The organism is Microseira wollei NIES-4236 (assembly GCF_020521235.1).
In the GTDB taxonomy this organism is placed as follows: domain Bacteria; phylum Cyanobacteriota; class Cyanobacteriia; order Cyanobacteriales; family Aerosakkonemataceae; genus Microseira; species Microseira wollei.
This window is the reverse complement of the sequence record NZ_BLAY01000199.1, coordinates 1-16,938: the sequence shown is the minus strand read 5'-3', so window position 1 is coordinate 16,938 and position 16,938 is coordinate 1. Positions and strand designations below refer to the sequence as shown.

General features: G+C 46.0%; 15 protein-coding genes, 1 tRNA gene and 3 pseudogenes. 6 read left to right on the top strand and 13 right to left on the bottom strand.

The features are described 5' to 3' along the window. Positions 1-499 precede the first annotated feature (499 nt). The 6 genes from MiSe_RS40790 to MiSe_RS40770 all read right to left on the bottom strand — a co-directional run bounded on the left by MiSe_RS40790 (position 500) and on the right by MiSe_RS40770 (position 5,088). Positions 500-649 (bottom strand): hypothetical protein, encoded by a 150-nt coding sequence (locus MiSe_RS40790; protein WP_226591571.1) that lies wholly within the window; start codon positions 647-649, stop codon positions 500-502. Continuing rightward, the gene (locus tag MiSe_RS40785; protein WP_226591569.1) at positions 646-3,645 is read right to left on the bottom strand and encodes a CHAT domain-containing tetratricopeptide repeat protein; all 3,000 of its coding nucleotides are present in this window, start codon (positions 3,643-3,645) and stop codon (positions 646-648) included. Before MiSe_RS40785 ends, MiSe_RS40790 begins: the two co-directional genes overlap by 4 nt. A 136-nt stretch (positions 3,646-3,781) precedes the next feature. Further along, positions 3,782-4,267: a PIN domain-containing protein gene (locus MiSe_RS40780; RefSeq protein ID WP_226591568.1), complete on the bottom strand. Its 486-nt coding sequence runs from the start codon at positions 4,265-4,267 to the stop codon at positions 3,782-3,784. After that, positions 4,264-4,509 (bottom strand): UPF0175 family protein, encoded by a 246-nt coding sequence (locus MiSe_RS40775; RefSeq protein WP_226591566.1) that lies wholly within the window; start codon positions 4,507-4,509, stop codon positions 4,264-4,266. Before MiSe_RS40775 ends, MiSe_RS40780 begins: the two co-directional genes overlap by 4 nt. Positions 4,510-4,544: 35 nt before the next feature. Beyond that, positions 4,545-4,673, bottom strand: a complete 129-nt coding sequence (locus tag MiSe_RS51550) for a hypothetical protein (RefSeq protein WP_264196891.1) — start codon at positions 4,671-4,673, stop codon at positions 4,545-4,547. Between the two features lie 31 nt (positions 4,674-4,704). Further along, the gene (locus MiSe_RS40770) at positions 4,705-5,088 is read right to left on the bottom strand and encodes a hypothetical protein (RefSeq protein ID WP_226591564.1); all 384 of its coding nucleotides are present in this window, start codon (positions 5,086-5,088) and stop codon (positions 4,705-4,707) included. A gap of 316 nt (positions 5,089-5,404) precedes the next feature. Between MiSe_RS40770 and MiSe_RS40765 the strand changes: the two genes are divergently transcribed. Both MiSe_RS40765 and MiSe_RS40760 read left to right on the top strand, forming a co-directional pair. Continuing rightward, positions 5,405-5,932 (top strand): hypothetical protein, encoded by a 528-nt coding sequence (locus tag MiSe_RS40765; protein WP_226591562.1) that lies wholly within the window; start codon positions 5,405-5,407, stop codon positions 5,930-5,932. Positions 5,933-6,092: 160 nt separating this feature from the next. After that, on the top strand, positions 6,093-6,875 hold the full coding sequence (locus MiSe_RS40760) for a DUF4058 family protein (RefSeq protein ID WP_226591560.1): 783 nt from the start codon (positions 6,093-6,095) through the stop codon (positions 6,873-6,875). A 471-nt stretch (positions 6,876-7,346) separates the two neighbouring features. Here MiSe_RS40760 and MiSe_RS40755 read toward each other — a convergent pair whose 3' ends face one another. From MiSe_RS40755 to MiSe_RS40745, 3 genes are all read right to left on the bottom strand, one after another. After that, on the bottom strand, positions 7,347-7,700 hold the full coding sequence (locus MiSe_RS40755) for a DUF1257 domain-containing protein (protein WP_226591558.1): 354 nt from the start codon (positions 7,698-7,700) through the stop codon (positions 7,347-7,349). Between the two features lie 136 nt (positions 7,701-7,836). Further along, positions 7,837-9,351 (bottom strand): stress-responsive protein Ycf46, encoded by a 1,515-nt coding sequence (ycf46, locus tag MiSe_RS40750; protein ID WP_226591556.1) that lies wholly within the window; start codon positions 9,349-9,351, stop codon positions 7,837-7,839. 116 nt (positions 9,352-9,467) lie between these two features. Next, positions 9,468-9,830: a slr0373 family blue light stress response protein gene (locus tag MiSe_RS40745; RefSeq protein ID WP_226591554.1), complete on the bottom strand. Its 363-nt coding sequence runs from the start codon at positions 9,828-9,830 to the stop codon at positions 9,468-9,470. A 373-nt stretch (positions 9,831-10,203) separates the two neighbouring features. Here MiSe_RS40745 and MiSe_RS53245 point away from each other — a divergent pair, with 373 nt between their 5' ends. Continuing rightward, the gene (locus MiSe_RS53245) at positions 10,204-10,455 is read left to right on the top strand and encodes an Arm DNA-binding domain-containing protein (RefSeq protein ID WP_226591552.1); all 252 of its coding nucleotides are present in this window, start codon (positions 10,204-10,206) and stop codon (positions 10,453-10,455) included. 107 nt (positions 10,456-10,562) lie between these two features. After that, positions 10,563-10,700, top strand: a complete 138-nt coding sequence (locus MiSe_RS40735) for a hypothetical protein (protein WP_226591551.1) — start codon at positions 10,563-10,565, stop codon at positions 10,698-10,700. Between the two features lie 480 nt (positions 10,701-11,180). On the opposite strand, the gene MiSe_RS54475 is transcribed toward MiSe_RS40735, so the two are convergent. The 3 genes and pseudogenes from MiSe_RS54475 to MiSe_RS54225 form a co-directional block, all read right to left on the bottom strand. Next, entirely contained in the window at positions 11,181-11,429 is a 249-nt protein-coding gene (locus MiSe_RS54475; RefSeq protein ID WP_264196894.1) for an HNH endonuclease, read from the bottom strand. A 348-nt stretch (positions 11,430-11,777) separates the two neighbouring features. Then, positions 11,778-13,060 (bottom strand): annotated as a pseudogene (locus MiSe_RS53240) (reverse transcriptase domain-containing protein); the annotation flags it as partial. A gap of 744 nt (positions 13,061-13,804) precedes the next feature. After that, positions 13,805-14,952, bottom strand: a pseudogene (locus MiSe_RS54225) (RNA-guided endonuclease InsQ/TnpB family protein). A 78-nt stretch (positions 14,953-15,030) separates the two neighbouring features. Here MiSe_RS54225 and tnpA point away from each other — a divergent pair. Further along, positions 15,031-15,438, top strand: coding sequence for an IS200/IS605 family transposase (gene tnpA, locus MiSe_RS40710; RefSeq protein ID WP_226591545.1), 408 nt, complete (start codon positions 15,031-15,033; stop codon positions 15,436-15,438). Between the two features lie 867 nt (positions 15,439-16,305). Beyond that, positions 16,306-16,376, top strand: a tRNA-Cys gene (locus MiSe_RS40705). Between the two features lie 138 nt (positions 16,377-16,514). On the opposite strand, the pseudogene MiSe_RS53230 reads toward MiSe_RS40705, so the two are convergent. Then, positions 16,515-16,817, bottom strand: a pseudogene (locus MiSe_RS53230) (HNH endonuclease); the annotation flags it as partial. Between the last annotated feature and the right edge of the window lie 121 nt (positions 16,818-16,938).

Here is a 16,938-nt window from a genome sequence, read left to right as displayed (position 1 = left end):
GCAAGGCACGATTAATGCTCAACCTTAAACCAGAATATATCTGACGCCGTGCCCCGACAAAATTGATCGATTTGCAGATCCCACATCCTGTAGGGGCAAGGCACGATTAATGCTCAACCTTAAACCAAAAAATCTCTGACGCCGTGCCCCTACAAAATTGATCGATTTGCAGATCCCACATCCTGTAGGGGCAAGGCACGATCAATTCTCAACATTAAACCAAAAAATCTCTGACGCCGTGCCCCTACAAAATTGATCGATTTGCAGATCCCACATCCTGTAGGGGCAAGGCACGATTAATGCTCAACCTTAAACCAGAATATATCTGACGCCGTGCCCCGACAAAATTGATCGATTTGCAGATCCCACATCCTGTAGGGGCACGGCACGATCAATTCTCAACATTAAACCAAAAAATCTCTGACGCCCTGCCCCGACAAAATTGATCGATTTGCAGATCCCACATCCTGTAGGGGCACGGCACGATCAATTCTCAACATTAAACCAAAAAATCTCTGACGCCGTGCCCCGACAAAATTGATCGATTTGCAGATCCCACATCCTGTAGGGGCACGGCACGATCAATTCTCAACATTAAACCAAAAAATCTCTGACGCCGTGCCCCTACAAAATTCCTGGGTTTGTTCATTCCGCCTCCCCAATTAATGTAAATGCTGCCCAATCTTTAGGATTAGGATATTGCTTCATCATCGTCAGCATCGCCTGCCGGAGCGCTTGCGCTTTATCGGGATTCTTTTGCCAATTTTGATAAAAAGCTGTCATTAACTCGGCTGTAGGGGCGTCTGGCACTGCCCAAAGCGATACCAGGACACTGGGTACACCCGCACTAATTAACGAGCGAGATAATCCAATAATTCCATCCCCTGTAATTTTACCTCTGCCGGTATCGCAAGCACTCAAAACTACTAATTCGGCATTCAATTTTAAATCGAGGATTTCTTCAGCCGTTAGTAGTCCATTATCGTTGCCAGAAGGTGCGAGGGCAATCGCACTTCCCAAGCCGCGAAAATCATCGAAAATGCCGTGAGTTGCTAAATGAATAATCCGTGCCGAGGGCATTTTTTGTACAATTGCTGTTTTGGTTCCCAGACTGCCGGTGAGGGGTTGGGTGTTTAATAAAGCAGCAATAACATTGGCTTCTCTTTCTGCACCGGGAAGGGGGCGCATCTGTTGCGGCGGTTGTCCTGGAGAAGGCGGGATGCTGGGCATAATCGGATTTCCCAACACTAATGTTTGTTGGCTCTTAACTCCTTGGTTAATTCGTTCCCGTTGCTGGCGGGTGAGTTCTAGGACTTGCAGCGAGGGAGCGGTTAAGATGGTATGTTTTTCGATTAAATATTTGCCCGATTTGTCTTTTAATGGGGGAAAGGGAACGAGAAAAAGAGATTCTTGGGGACTAAAGATGACGCGGGAATTTGGATCGGTTGGTAAAAAATCGGCAATCGGTTCAATCAGAATTTGATGGAGTTGCTGTAAGCGTTCAGCTTGGTCAGCATCGGGTTTTAATACTATTTCTAAAGTGGCGCGAGTTTCGACATTGGCAGCATCGGCTACTGAAGTCCGAGATCCGACGCCGATTGATTGGCGACTGAGGGCAACTAACCTGTCTAAAGAAATATCTTTGTTCTGCCACAGGGGTTTGAGGTCGGCTTTGCGAAAAGTGACTTCACCTGTAGGTTTAATTGTCCAGATGTAGAGTTCTAATTCCTTGCCATGTTGTTGACCTTGTATTTTGATTTCGTCATAAATAATGTCGTCATAAATAATAGAATATTGAACCAGGGTAGCGTTTTGAAGTTTGGCAATTTGTTTAATCTGCTCAATCGTGGGTTTGAGAAGATTGGCAGGTAATGTTTCTGTGGGGTTAGCAGATAACCGTCTTGCCAGTAACTCGATAAAGGCTCTGGCTTTACTTCGTTCGGAAATTTCTAGTGCTTTGTCGATTTTATTTTGGGCAATCAGGACTTGTTGCAAAGTTCGGTACGTACCAGCTTGTTGCTCGAAAATATAGACTTTGGTGGTATCGTCGCTGCCAGATTTGTCCCGTATAGATTCCCAAATTTCAATTCCCTCTAATAGGGTTTTCTCTGCTGCTACAAGATTGCCTTGTTTGTGGAGAGCAGCTCCCAAATTATCCAGAGCAGCTCCTTCCCCTTGGCGATCGCCGATTTGCCGTGCAATCGCTAAATGCTGCTGATGGTACTCAATTGCCTTCTGGTAGTCTCCCAGAGAACGGTATGCAAGACCCAGATTATTCAGAGCATTACTTTCTCCTTGGCGATCGCCGATTTGCCGTGCAATCGCTAAATGCTGCTGGTTGTACTCAATCGCCTTCTGGTCGTCTTCCAGGGAACGGGATGCCAAACTCAGATTTCTCAGGGCATTACTTTGCCCTTGGCGATCGCCAATTTCGCGCGCAATCGCTAAACGCTGCTGGTCGTACTCAATCGCCTTCTGGTCGTCTCCCAGGTGACGGTATACAGTACCCAGATTTCCCAGAGCAGCTGCTTCCGCTTGGCGATCGCCTATTTCCCGTGCAATGGCTAAGCTCTGCTGCGAGTACTCAATCGCCTTTTGGTGGTCTCCCAGGGAACGGTATGCAAGACCCAGATGTCCCAGAGATTCTCCTTCCGCTTGGCGATCGCCAATTTCACGTGCAATCGCTAAACGCTGCTCCTGGTACTCAATCGCCTTCTGGCTGTCTTTAGAATTCCAACCGTATACAAAACTCAGATTTCCCAGAGCAGCTGCTTCCGCGTGGCGATCGCCGATTTGCCGCGCAATGGTTAAACGCTGCTCCTGGTACTCAATCGCTTTCTGATGGTCTTTTGGGTATATTCCTGGGTAATAGTATACAACACCCAAATTTCCCAGAGATATACCTGCCCCTTGGCGATCGCCAATTTGCTGGCTGATGGGTAACTGCTGGTTCGCGTATTCAAGCATCTTTTGAACGTCTCCTACGGCAAGGGATGCAACACTCAGATTGTCCAGAGATTCTGCTTCACCTTGGCGATCGCTAATTTGCCGGAAAATGACTAAACGCTGGTGTTCGTAATCAATCACCTTCGGGTAATCTCCCAGGGAACGGTATACAAAACTCAGAATTCCCAGAGATATTCCTTCCCCTTGGCGATCGCCAATTTGCCGCGCCATCGCTAAATACTGCTGGGAGTACTCAATCGCCTTCTGGTATTCTCCCAGGTCAAGGTATGCAAGACCAAGATCTCTCAGAGATTGTCCTTCTCCTTGGCGATCGCCAATTTGCCGCGCCATCGCTAACCGCTGCTGGGAGTACTCAATCGCCTTCTGGTATTCTCCCAGGTCAAGGTATGCAAGACCAAGATTTCCCAGAGCATTACTTTCCCCTTGGCGATCTTTGATTTCCCGATAAATCGTCAATGCTTGTTCCCAAGACTGCAATGCTGCTTGGACTTGACTGGTTTGAAACTGTTGAATCCCTTGGTTTAAAAGTCGGTCTGCTTCTGCTTTTCGTTCTGCCGTCGTCTGCGCCAACACCTTTGGCACTCCCCAGTTTCCCTTCAAATTGAGACTTGGAGGCATTTCTACAACGCTGGTGACTAGGACGATAAGTGCAGCGAGTCCAATTTTTGGTAGGCGCATAGCTGTCAATCAAATTAACTCCTCAATAGTCTATATCTCCGACACTTGAGGACTTATGCAATTACAGCGATTTTCTCACGCAAAGCCAATACATAGTAAGACTATTCCAGTTCTGCTTCAATTTCATCCTTCTTTCTCACTCGCCAGCAGACTGTAAAACCTCAGCATAAAGCCGACTGCTGACTCGGAATGCCACTTGCTCAATCAATCGATCCATCAAGGGTTTGACGGCTGGAATCGACCCATTGCGTTTAGCCTCTAGCAAGATTCCTAACACTCCAGTTATATTCAATCCATATTGAGACGCAATTGTTCTACCTGGCAGTTCATCTAGTAGCAATAACTCTGCCTTTAACTCTAAAGCCAAAACAATTGCTTGCGCTTCCCCTAAATTCAGTTCTTCTAAAAGTTCTGTAACTAGCTCTTGGTTGACAACCTCACGGGTTTGAATCCAAGGTAAGGTCTGGACTTCGATCGCTCCCGGTACCAGACTGCCTGCTCCTACCATTTCGGTATAGACTGCTGGCGGAATAATAATGCTGCCGTAGAGTTGTTGTAACAGGTTGAGTTGTCCTACCCCTGCCAAACTTGTGATGGGTGAAGTATTGCTAACAACAGTCACAGTCTGCCCAAAGATTTTAAGGTTTGGAGGTCTGCTTGGAAATCCTCAACATCGTAGTTGATATTGATACCGCGACGCGCACATTCGCGACGAAACTCAATGATATTCATGTCAGCGAGTTCGCGAGCTTTACCGCCACTAATTCTGTGCTGTTGGTAAAGTAAAATAGCAATTTCTCGCTTTAATTCGGCTGCTGTCATCTTGGCAGCAGTCAGGATGTCATCGGGGATGGTTACGCTCATGCTTGTTTCTCCTAAATCCGCTCCTGCAACTCCTATCATATAAGAGCAACCGCTACAACGATCGTAGCAGCAGGAGCGCGATCGCATTTGATATTACCAGAATCGGCGATCGCACTCTCTGAATTAGAAACTTGGGAAGAGCGATCGCTGGTGAAGGGTTGCAAAAAAACCAGCGATTGGGTTGCGATCGCTCGTTTATTCAGGCTCGATTTCAGATTCAGATTGAGCTTTAAATTGTTCTTTCTCTATTTCTCGGAGACGGCGGAGATTTTCAAGCCGTTGAAGCGCTTCTTGTTTTTCGCTTTCATACCAATCTATGCCAGCTTGAGCTTTTTCCAGTCGATTTTCCGCATCTTTAATCAACTGGTCAAGGATTCCCCCAAGGAACGAGCTGGTGAAATCGCAATCTGACCGCGACCTAACTGTTCTAGCAGTTCGCTCACTGACAAACCCATCGATTTGGTTAGTTGTTCCACCTTCTCCCTTCCCTCTGGGGTTAATCGAAGTTGAATCCTCTCTGACTTGAGTTGACCGTGTTGATGATGTTTGGACTTGGGCATCTGTATTCGGATCGGACATAAAACTCCTTAAATTGTACTGACAATATTTGGGCATTGCCAGCCTAATATTGACACATAAGACGCCTAATAGTATTTTGTTAGTAAATCAGACGTCTAATATCTGATCGCTCCCCCCGCGCAACCTGATGTGACGCCCCTCGGCAGGGAACGCCAACTGACACAGCATTCTATTGATGAAAGGAGGTAGCCGATTGCCAATTAACTAAGTTCCATAACTGTTCAGTGGATACTCCAGCGCCGCTTTCTTTATGGCGCGGCGCTTTCTTTGTTCAATCACAAATTCAAACCAATGGAAAGATTGGATAAAAACAACAATGATTAGCACAATCATCAGCGAATTTGAAGCGGCTGGATGGAACGTTAAACCGGGGACAATTATCAACACCTGGATAGTGAAACCCTATCCCGCTCATTACAAGGAATATCTTTTAATTCCTTTAAAAGACGATTGGGTGCTATCAACTAATTTTCAAACCCACGATCCAGAGCATCAAGAAGCGCTGACGGTGCTGAATCGATCGCGGATCAAATCAGCACGCGATCGCGTCTCGGTATTGACAGCGATCGCCGCTGAAAATGCCACAAATCCTTTGAGTAATTATAGAGGCAAAAAAATGGCTAGTTTTGTGAAAGTTTCTGCCGATGAATTTATCAATTTCGACGACATTCGCAAACTGACAGTTGACATCAAGAATGGCGAATTAAACGTAACCGTTTGGTGGCGCGATGGCAAAAACAGCGAGGTTTTCCACAACGAACCAGCCAAGAAACTGATGACGCTGGTAGAACTTTACGCCCTGGCAAGTTTGAGACAATTGCAACCCGACGGCGGTGAAGATTAACCTTTCTGGTTGCATCCATAGCGCGAGGTCAGAAACTGGGTTTCTTCGTATATCTCTAGTTTTCAACTCAAAGATTTTTCATAGAAACCCGGTTTCTTTGCACCGTGCGATCGCAACGATTAAGATCGATCTTAAAATCACCCAGCCGCGAGGGATTGCGATGCCTTCTCCGTTTCCAGGGATGAATCCTTATTTAGAAAATCCCGATTTATGGTCAGAGGTACACCATCGTTTGATTACTGCGATCGCCATAGCTCTATCATCCAATCTCAGCCTGCGATATCGAGTTGCGATCGAAAAACGAACCTATCTCAACGATGGGGAAGAGTCAGTATCGGTAGCAATTCCGGATGTATCGGTCTACTCTCAAAGTTCAACCCCAGTCCAAACCTCATCAACTGCCACTTTACCAGCTCAAGCTGAATCTGTAGCCGTAATTATACCCCTCCCAGAAGAAATGAGGGAAGGTTATTTAGAAATCAGAGAGGTAGAAACAGGTGATGTGATAACAGTAATCGAAGTGTTATCGCCTACCAATAAAAGAGCCGGAAGAGGACGAAAAGCCTACAACACCAAGCGATTGGAAGTGCTTAGCACCCCTACCCATTTGGTAGAAATAGACTTACTTAGAAGCGGGAAACCCATGCGAATTTTGAGCGATATTCCCAAAACAGACTATCGAATTTTAATCTGTCCGGGGAATCGCCGTCCCCATGCTCAGCTTTATGCTTTTAATGTTCGGCAAGAGATGCCCAAATTTTTGTTACCTTTGCAACCAGGAGATACTGAGCCATTGGTAGATTTACAGAGTTTATTAGTTGAGGTATACGAGCAGGCAAGATTTGATATGGCAATTGATTACCGTCGCGAACCCGTTCCCCCGTTGAAGGAAGAGGATAGAATTTGGGCGGACGCATTGTTGCGCGAAAAAGGATTGCGGTGAACAGTAGCTGCACGTCGGGGCGGGTTTAATGAAGCTAGAAACCGGGTTTCTGAGTAGATCTCTAGTTTCCTTGCTCAACAATTTTTCACAGAAACCCAGTTTCTTGACACGAATTGATTGGTAAAACCCGCCCCTACAGCATCTAAAACGCTTGGACTACCAAAGCTAACGGATATGATATAAAAAGGGATTTCTACGATCTAGCGATCGCTTATACTTCAACCCATACCACTACTTGCCCAATTTTTATCTGAATGCGATCGCTACCCTCTTGACAATTAAGCGATCGCCTTAGCGTGCCATCTGCCTATAATTAAAACGCCCCACTTATCAAGCAGGGCGTTTATTGACGCGCTCCATCCACCTAAAGCGGATAGAATATTTCATTTCTTAAACCTATATCAGGAACTGGAAGAAAAACGGGCTAACCTCCCGTTGGTTAACCCGCGAGCTTGGGAACGCGCAAAGTAATTATTTTTGCACCACCAATTTGACATTGGCGTTTTGCAGACCGCGTTGCTTGACTTCTGCCAAGGTTTTGTTGACTGCGTACTTCTGATTGATAGAATTGATCAGTTCGGTTTGGTTGTGCTTCTTAGCAACACCCCACAGGTCAGCGATTAGGTCGAAGGAGCCATCGCTGTTGCGAGACCAGCCGAGGTCGTATTCGCCTTCCAGAACTGCAACGATGTCAGAGCGAACCCGTTGACCGTTGTAGCCGCGAACGTCAGCATTGGTCTTAACGTTGATACCCAGGTCGCGCAGAGAAGCTTTCAGAATTTCGGCATCGGTGATCTTGGTACGCAGTGTGCTGAAGTGAGACATTGGGATTTCCTCCTAGAGAGATCGAAAACAAACGACAACGTGTTTTGAGAGATCGTACCGCCTTTAAAAGTGCGGCTTTTTATCAAACTGCTAGCTTTCGCTAGCCTTTCCTCCTGTTGGGAGCAGGAGAAAGCTTTTAGAACTCCAGTCGCTGATATTCGGCGACGGAAGATGCAGCAGGCCGCGCTCGCTGTCTGGCCCAGTCTCGTAGCGCCGTGACCTGTTCGGTCATCGTGCGAGACAGCGGTAACGTTGATTTAATCGCGGCAATAATATCTAGCTGCGTGAATTCTCTATCCTGAGCAAAGGCTTCATACATCGCTGCAATCAGTGCCTGCTCAATTTCTGCCCCTGAGAAGCCATCGGAAACCTTAGCCAGTTGGTCGAGGTCGAAGCGCTCGATTTCGCGGCGGCGCTTGGTTAGGTGAATCTTAAAGATTTCCTGGCGCTCTTCAGGTGTGGGCAAGTCTACAAAGAAAATCTCATCAAAGCGACCCTTCCGCAAAAATTCCCCTGGCAAGCGTTCTACTCGGTTCGCCGTTGCCATTACAAACACCGGGGAAGTTTTTTCTTGCATCCAGGTGAGGAAAGAGCCGAATATGCGGCTGGAAGTCCCGCCATCCGAGTCAGAGGAGCCTGTGCTACCCGCAAAAGCTTTATCCAACTCGTCAATAAACAGAATTGTCGGGGAAATTGATTCTGCCGTTTTTAAGGCATTTCTCAGGTTAGCTTCCGATCGACCTACCATCGAACCGTCGTAGACGCGCCCCATGTCCAGTCGCAGAATTGGTAAACCCCAGAGGCGAGAAGTCGTTTTGGCAATCAGGGACTTACCACAACCCGGTACTCCCAGGATTAGCATCCCTTTCGGTTGGGGCAACCCGTATTCTCTGGCTCGCTCCGTAAAAGCGTTGGAGCGTTGTTTAAGCCATTTCTTCAATTCTTCTAAACCACCAACAGCATCAATCGTTTCGTCTTCTTCGATGTATTCCAGGATGCCGTTGCGGCGAATAAGTTGTTTTTTCTCAGATAGAACGATATCAACTTCTGCTTCCGTCAGCCGACCTGTAGTAACTTGGGCTTTTCGGTAAACTTTCTCCGCTTCATCCTGCGTTAAGCCCAAAGCCGCTCTTAAAAGTTTCTCTCGCGCTTCTGTAGTTAGACGACGCCCGCGATTTTGCTCCAGATGTTGGGTTAGTACTTGATTGAGTTCTCCCATGTCCGGCAGCGAGAAGTCTATAACCACTACTTCCTTTTCCAACTCAATTGGAACTTGCTGCACGGGTGACATCAGGATGATGGTTTTTTGGCTGCCTTTGAAGCTAGCTATCGCATCCCTTAACCACCGCGTTGTCGCTGGCGAATCAATAAACGGATGTAAATCTTTGAATATAAATATACTTGGGTCTCGCTGCCGGTTCATCACCCACTCAATCGCTGCCTCTGGCGAGACTGTATTGTGCTGGGTGATGTTGCGAGGTTGCTCGTAATCAACTAGACCGTGGGTGACTGTCCATACAAAGACTCGTCGTTGAGGTTTGCTGATTTTAGCGATTGTTGCGATTGCCTGTTCTGCCCGTTCTTCCTCGGAAGTTACCAGGTAGATCAGAGGGTATTGAGCTTGAACTAGAACGTTGAGTTCTTCTTGCATGGCCATCGACCTACTATCCACCGACTAGAAACGTTGCAGACATTTACACACTCCGCTTAAATCCAAATGCTATAACGTACTAGCGTTACTTGCACCAACCTTAAGCAGGATATTTTTTACCTGACCAAGGAACAAGGAATTAATTCTTCCTCGCCTTCTTTTGTGGTTCCAGAGCTTACAGGCACTTTGTCAACTGGGAGCGATTCCTCCGGCAGCACACCTGGTTGCTTTTTGAGCGATACCAGTTCTCCTTCCTGCATTACCACCGCACCCGTACATTCCGGACAGTGATAAACCCGATGAGTTTGACCTTTGGTTGCTTCCTCTACCTCTTCGACCACTTCTGGATGAGCTAGGTAGAATACGAGCGCTTTTTGAGCGAGCGCTGACATCGGCTCTGAGTCAATTGCTGCTCGGATTTTGAGTTGACGATGCAGCTCTGGTGAAAGATACAACGTAACTTTTTGTTTATCTTGCATATGACTCATTAGTGTTCTACCCGGGTATGCATATCAGATTATCCATTCTCAACCTTGCTGTCAAGACATTAAGCTGGTTTGATGGCCATATTGTTACACTTCTTAACATTACTTGAGTAAAAACCTGAGATATGCCGGGTAAGCAAGGTTTGGGCTGGTGCGATCGCATCAAGTTAGTGGATATTTCAAATAATCAAAAAAATCTGGTATAATAAAAACTCTAAGAAAGCGGCGGTATAGCCAAGTGGTAAGGCAGTGGTCTGCAAATATAAGAACAGCCCAGTTTCACCCTTGGAACCCCTATCAGACAAGCCTCTCCGTTCTGAGGTTTCACCCTTCTGGCTACCTGGATCGCTACAACAGGTGACCCAGAATGAAAGCCCCTAAAGGTACTGTAGGCATCGAAACCCATCACGGCTGGCTTAGGCTTAGGCTCCCCAGAACTGTCACCACTGGCAGCAGTAGGTATTTCTCACTAGGACTTCAAGACACCCCAGACAACCGCAAGAAAGCACAGGTCATTGCCTGGGATATCGAAACAGATATTCAAGGGGGGCTACTGAGGGCCATGAGGCAGCTACCTAGCCAAGCCCCCAGTCTTACCAGAAGTCCGCAGCCTAACTGACCTGTGGCAACTGTTCCTGGAGTTTAAACAGCCTCAGATCTCCCCTACTACTTTCCTCAGAGACATAAAAGCTGGTTGGAAGTAGTGAAGGCTTGGGATCTTGATCAATGGCTGCACTATGCACCAGATCTGCCAGCACGCTCAAGGAAATAGCCAAGACTATGAAGATGCAGGATGCTTTCGATAGTTTCGATGATGTTGCTGATGAGCTAAACCCAGAAGCTATTGCAGAGTTGGAAGCCTAGTTAATAACTGCAACTCGCTAGTGCTGAACCCCTTGTCATTTGGTTAGTTACAGTACATCAGAAGCCTCTAGACCAGTTCTAGGGGCTTTTCTGTTGGTAAGTTAACCAGAACGACCTGACCACAGTGCTTTCAGCCATCAGCCACCAGTATTTAAACCAACCTGAAACTTAAAGTCATTCAAAGTAACTGGGAGAAAGAATGAGGTAGTACCCCACTATTGCTGGAATATCCGGGTTATTTCTAAAGTTACATGGATGAGCTTAAATACCTAAGTTACAAAATGAATTGACACTCCCCGCAGCTATTGCCGAGGGGATTGTGTACTCCAAATCGGAATTTGCCCGCTTCAGGGTTTCCCCAACTAGCGTAGTGATTCCAACTTGGGAGCGGGTAGGGTCGAGGTGTGCATTACTGCATCACCCCTCCCATTCGGAACCGTGCTTGCGGCTTTCACCGCACACGGCTACTCAGTGTGGTATCTATTTGTCATTGTCAGACTTCCTACCTTTGTGATTTATGAAATTAGGAATATCATCAATCCATTCCCATTCATATTTGTCCCAAAATTGAGATAATCCCTCAAGGGATTTGGTATGGTTTTTCTGACTAATTGTTGTTAAATCAATACAGGTTTTATCCTCGTGACAATGCCGATGTAATAGTTGAAGGTTTTTGTACTCATCCTTGCCGCCTAATGCTCTAGGGATTATGTGGTCTTCTTCTATCACATCCCAATTTTGGAAACGTAATCCGCACCAGGGACATTTCCCCTTCTGCTTTTGTAGAAGAGATGCCTTACGACTAGGCAATTGGGGGTGTCTTCCTAATCTTGCACTCCAATAAACTAGGTCACCGTCGTAGGGGCTTTTATCACCTTTAACCTTGACATAATTCTTACTACTGCAAGTGAAGTCATTATGTTTCAGTAACCGAAAGGGGTTCGCTTTCCCTTTCCAGGTGGCGAATACCCAGTTGTCGCCGTCTATGGAAGCCCAGTATTTGGTGTGACCATCATTGATGTTTCCACATCGGCGGAATGCCCATCTTCGAAGTTTCAGGTATGTGAGGTAGTCTTGTCTTCTTAGTTTTCCGGTGGTTTTAGCATCGGATTTTGAATAGTAAGAAGTCCATCCCCTTATTACAGGGTTAAGGTCTTTGATTAATGCCGATTGGGGCGAATACCTGTGTTTTCTGATGATTCTTCCGACTTCCTCTTGATGTTCCTTACTCGCCTTCTCGGTAGGGGTAATGAGTGTGTTGAAACCTAATATTTTCCCTTGTCCGTTTCTGTTGCTGCGGTACTTCCCTGCTGGGTATTGCTGGATATGATGACCGAGAAAGTCAAATCCAGCGAACCCATCCTCACTCAATTCCGGTAGGAGTGTGTGGGTTAGCCTGGTTTTTTCAGGTTTCAATTGTAAGCCTATGCCTTTCAACCACTCCGAGATTATATCCAGGCATCCTTGGACAACGGCTTTATCTTCGTGGATTACTACAAAATCGTCAGCATACCTTATGAATGTAAGGGATTGAATTTTATCCTTTACTCTCATTTTTTCCCCATTGGGATAATGGAGCCTGAGTGTTTTGGCATACTGCGTTAGTGTGTTCTCTAAACCGTGGAGGGCAATATTTGCCAATAGCGGGGAAATTACCCCGCCCTGCGGTGTTCCCTCGGATGTAGCAGTGAATACCCCTTGATGACCCCAGACTTTAGCCAAGATTTTATTTGTTGCCTGACTTTACCCCTCATGTTGAGTTTCTGGAGTAGGGCGAAGTGGTCTATGCAATCAAAGCATTTGGCTAGAGCCGCATCTAGTACGAATTTCGCCTTATTCTGTATGGACAATTTTATTTGCATGACTGCATCATGGCATGACCTTCCTGGTCTAAAGCCATAAGAATTTGGTTCAAAAACCGCTTCCCATTCTGGCTCTAGGGCAGATTTGACTACGGCTTGTAGCGCCCGGTCGTAAATGGTGGGTATTCCTAATGGGCGTTTTTCTTTTCTCCCTGGTTTTGGTATCCAAACTCTACGAGTAGGTTGAGATTTACCAGTAAGTTTTAATTGCCCTACCAGCTTCATACGTGCTTCTGGGGACAGTGATTTTTTACCATCCACTCCTGCTGTCTTTTTACCCTGGTTTTCTTGAGTTACCCGACGAACGGACAGTAATCTGTTGTACCAAGACCTCATTAATGTCTTTTGGAGCTGGCGGCATCGTTTGACATCACCACGGCGGGAAGCAGCATAAATGCGTTTTTGCAACTTGAATACATATCTTTCGACTAGGCGCCAATTGATACTCTTCCATCCCTCGGTATTCAGTTGTTCTGAATCCAAATTAGGCTTGTTCATTGCTATTGTTGCCTTTAGCTTTTCCCACACTGCGGCTCACGTCAGCTTATCCCAGCGATTACAGCCATCCCTTTTAAGGCATTACTCGTTGATTCGAGTTGGGCATTTGCTTTTTGAACCATCCTTCTCCCTCATGACTTATGGCTTGATTGCCTACCTTTTTCAGGAGAACACGAGGGGTTGTTTCGTTCCTACTATCCATATTTGAGTCCTTTAGAGCGTGCTTCTCCACCGAGGTTAAGAGTGGTGCGCTATCACGGTAAACGAATCCTGATAGTCTCTACCTTTGTCGGATATTTCCAACGCAAGGGCATGGTTAAATCGATCTGCTTATAACCCTTGCCCCCCGGAATGACGATGGTTCAGACAGCACTTTGCTTGTTCTACTCATGGGACTCTTGCTAGCAGCATACGCTTTCAGCAATTATCGCATTGGCTGCTTTCACCCCTTGCTTGCACGCCTTTGATAATCAGTCTTGGGCATGAGGGTTACCAAAGTTTTACCTTTGGTAGGCTGTGTGCTTTCAATCCCGCACCGGGACGGTAGGACTTGGTGTATTGTGGGAGAGGTTATGATTTTGGTGGAAGCCAATAATCTTTCTCAGTATCCCTCTAGCTGTTTTAGCTTGTGGCGAGGCTAGATTTCCGCACCTACATGGATAGTAAGTTGTCATTTTGCTGGCTATTAAAGTGCGAACTCAACCCTCAATGGGTTACCCAACAAAAGCCAGTCAACCCCCTAAACTAGGTTTCGACTGAACGAATCGCACCGTTACTTTGGGGATGCCCTCCCCTAGCTTGCTTTTGCAAGATTTAATATGTTTATCGCCGCGTTTTCATCTCTGTTTAACTTGCATCCGCACTAACAAATATACGTACGAGTTGACAGAGATTTCTTCACAATTGCGCCACACTTGCTGCATTTCTGACTCGTGTAGTGTGGCCTCACCGCAACGGCATCCCGGTTAAACTTACAAGCATTATACTCAATCCACTGTCTAAATTGTGACCAACCAGCATGATTAATTGACCAGGCTAAACAGTGGTTTTTGACTAAGTTGCTCACAGCTAAATCTTCCATGGCTACGCTTGTCGTTAGACTGGCATACGTTACGCGCTAGTCTTTTAGCGTGTTCATGCCGTTGCCTACTTACTTTTAGATGTTTCTGAGCAAATCTTTTCCTGGCTTTACGGCGTCCGTTTTTACCTTTTTCCTTCTTGTAGATGCGACCCTGAGCGTGCTTAATTGCTTTGTCTGCTTTCTTGAGTCAGCGTGGATTTTCTTCAGTATGTCCATTTGAGTCAGTGTAGAAATACTCCAAACCTACCTCAAGACCAACTGCATTTTTGGTTGGCTGTAATTCTTCTTTGCACTCAACATCAATTGCCAACTGGCAATAATAACCATCAGCACGACGCACCAATCTGACACGCTTAATCGACTTGATTGGATAGGTGTGGATATCCCACTTACCTAGTAGCTTGAGCAAGCCAATCCCTTTTTTATCGCTAATCGTAATGCGACGGGTGGAATGTAGCTGCCATCCACTGGTTTTGTACTCAACCCTTGCATTGTCCTTCTGAAAGCGAGGAAAACCCTTTTTGCCAGGTTTTTTAGCTTTACAATTTCCGTAAAACCGAGAAATTGCTAACCAACTTCTAAGGGCAGCAGCTTGTACTGCGATTGAGTTTAGGTCTTTGACAAACAGGAATTCCTTGCGTAGTTCCGTCGAGTACCGACTTAAAGCTGCATAGTTAATTTTGGCTTCCTTGGGCGCATCCATCGAGTATCGCCAACACTTGTTGCCCACAAATTGAACTGTGCGAATCCCTGCCTCAATCGCCTTGTACTGACTAGCTTTGCCTTTAACCTTGTACTCTAGAACTAGCAACTTACCTCACCTCTTTTGTTGATTAACTCTGTTTACTCTACTATATATATACGAAGTGACAAGGGGAAGTTCCGGAAAATGTCTAAGTTTTCTCCAGAGGAGTACAGACACGAAGGTAACGCGGTGTCGCTACTGAATTACCACTTTGTTTTTATGCCAACAAAACGCCGCAAGAAAGTACTGGTAGGTGACGTGGCGCATCGATGGCAAGAAGTAATTTGCCAAGTTGGCAACGAGAACAGATGGAAAATCATCGCGATGGAAATAATGCCTGACCACGTACATTTGTTCTGGAACGCAAAACCAACTGATAACCCAGCACTGATGATGAATCGGATTAAAGCGAGGGCGTCGCATCATCTCAGGAAAGAATTCCCGGAATTGTTAAAACTACCTACGCTGTGGACACCGAGTGATTTTGTTAGCACTGCTGGCAATATTTGTCCGGAGTCAGTGCAGCGGTATATCGCCCAACAGCGAGAATAGAACGGTTAAGGCGGCCTCAAGACCGCCGCTAGCTTTCATCCTCTGCCTCAAGGCGAGAGGCTGAAAGCTTAGTTTTTTGTAAAATGATGCGCTCAGTTCAGGCCAGTGATGTAAAAATATGTAAAATGATGTACTCGGTTTTGACCAGCGATCTAAAGTTACATTCTGTGGTCAATTGTGCTACATAGTTACACCTTTTGTCCTGCATTGTTACACCGCGACTGCCCTACTTTTTTCTTGGGCTGTTTCTGACTGCTTTTTACTGCCCTATGGTCTGCTAAAAACTGCTTTTTACTGCCCAGTAGTTTATAAGTATTTATACCTGTATTACATTGTAGGGGAAAACTAACTACATTGTAGGAGGTTCCGTGTTACATTGTATGACTTTGTATGACGAAGCGCTACGTACTACATAGGCTGAAGTTGTAGTACGAGGTTGATGTCAGAAACATTTTTTGTAGTCCTAGGCATATAAGCTCATCCATGTAAGTTGGTCAGCAAGTAGCATAGATAGTCATATATGCTACAAAAGCTTTAAAATGATATAACTTACTTTAGAATACTTTATTTCCGACGCTTGTATAAGTTGCCTATATCGGAGGCTGAAACGCTTGTAAATAGGTAGTTCTGTCTGGGCTGCAAACAGAAAAGCCCTCTGAACAGGTCTGAAGGCTCTTAACAGGATGTAAGTCACGGAGTAGTAAGGGTTTTAGCTCTACTAACTTCCAAAAGGAAACTTAACTGTAAAACCTAGATCCTGTAAGGGTTTCTGGACTTACAGCCAGATATGACTAAAACTGGCTAGAAAATAGCTACCGAAAGATGCTAGGATGACAAACACAGGTGAGCTAGGAGTCTAGTCCTGGTGGCGGCATAGCCAAGTGGTAAGGCAGTGGTCTGCAAAACCTCCAACCCCAGTTCAAATCTGGGTGCCGCCTTTGTGAACCTCCACAGACTGCCCTAGCGGGTGAGTGTGGGCTGCTCAAATCCCCGTAGAGATATGTTAGGGTCGAGGGGAGCATTACTGCTCCACCCCTCCCATGGGAAACCGTGCTTGAGAGTTTCCCCTCACACGGCTACTCAATGTGTTTTCCCTTGTCACTGTGGGACTTCTTGACCGTTCGACTTTTGATGACCGGAATGTCGTTTATCCACTCCCAATCTACTTTTTCCCATTGTTGGGCTAGTTGTTTTAGGCATTTTGAGTGTTCTTTGTTCCGGATTTCTATTAGGTCAATAGCAGTCTTTTCATCGTGGCAGTGTCGATGTAAAAGTTGCAAGTTTTTCCACTCATCCTTACCGCCTAGCGCTCTGGGGACTTTGTGGTCTACTTCTATAACATCCCATTCCTGGAAAGTTAATCCACACCAGGGACACCTAAAAATAACGGGAGATTGGTAGCCCCGTCAATTTATTGCGGGGCGGAAAATCGACACGAGCGGTTTTAACCGCAGTCAATATTAAGCTTAACTAATGTTGATTCTTGACATTGGTGAAGAG

Bases quoted from the DNA above. Each gene is read 5' to 3' on its own strand.
- MiSe_RS40790 (WP_226591571.1), bottom strand. From the start codon at position 649: ATGAACAAACCCAGGAATTTTGTAGGGGCACGGCGTCAGAGATTTTTT.
- MiSe_RS40785 (WP_226591569.1), bottom strand. From the start codon at position 3,645: ATGCGCCTACCAAAAATTGGACTCGCTGCACTTATCGTCCTAGTCACC.
- MiSe_RS40775 (WP_226591566.1), bottom strand. From the start codon at position 4,509: ATGAGCGTAACCATCCCCGATGACATCCTGACTGCTGCCAAGATGACA.
- MiSe_RS40770 (WP_226591564.1), bottom strand. From the start codon at position 5,088: ATGTCCGATCCGAATACAGATGCCCAAGTCCAAACATCATCAACACGG.
- MiSe_RS40765 (WP_226591562.1), top strand. From the start codon at position 5,405: ATGATTAGCACAATCATCAGCGAATTTGAAGCGGCTGGATGGAACGTT.
- MiSe_RS40760 (WP_226591560.1), top strand. From the start codon at position 6,093: ATGCCTTCTCCGTTTCCAGGGATGAATCCTTATTTAGAAAATCCCGAT.
- MiSe_RS40755 (WP_226591558.1), bottom strand. From the start codon at position 7,700: ATGTCTCACTTCAGCACACTGCGTACCAAGATCACCGATGCCGAAATT.
- ycf46 (WP_226591556.1), bottom strand. From the start codon at position 9,351: ATGCAAGAAGAACTCAACGTTCTAGTTCAAGCTCAATACCCTCTGATC.
- MiSe_RS40745 (WP_226591554.1), bottom strand. From the start codon at position 9,830: ATGCAAGATAAACAAAAAGTTACGTTGTATCTTTCACCAGAGCTGCAT.
- MiSe_RS53245 (WP_226591552.1), top strand. From the start codon at position 10,204: ATGAAAGCCCCTAAAGGTACTGTAGGCATCGAAACCCATCACGGCTGG.
- MiSe_RS40735 (WP_226591551.1), top strand. From the start codon at position 10,563: ATGGCTGCACTATGCACCAGATCTGCCAGCACGCTCAAGGAAATAGCC.
- tnpA (WP_226591545.1), top strand. From the start codon at position 15,031: ATGTCTAAGTTTTCTCCAGAGGAGTACAGACACGAAGGTAACGCGGTG.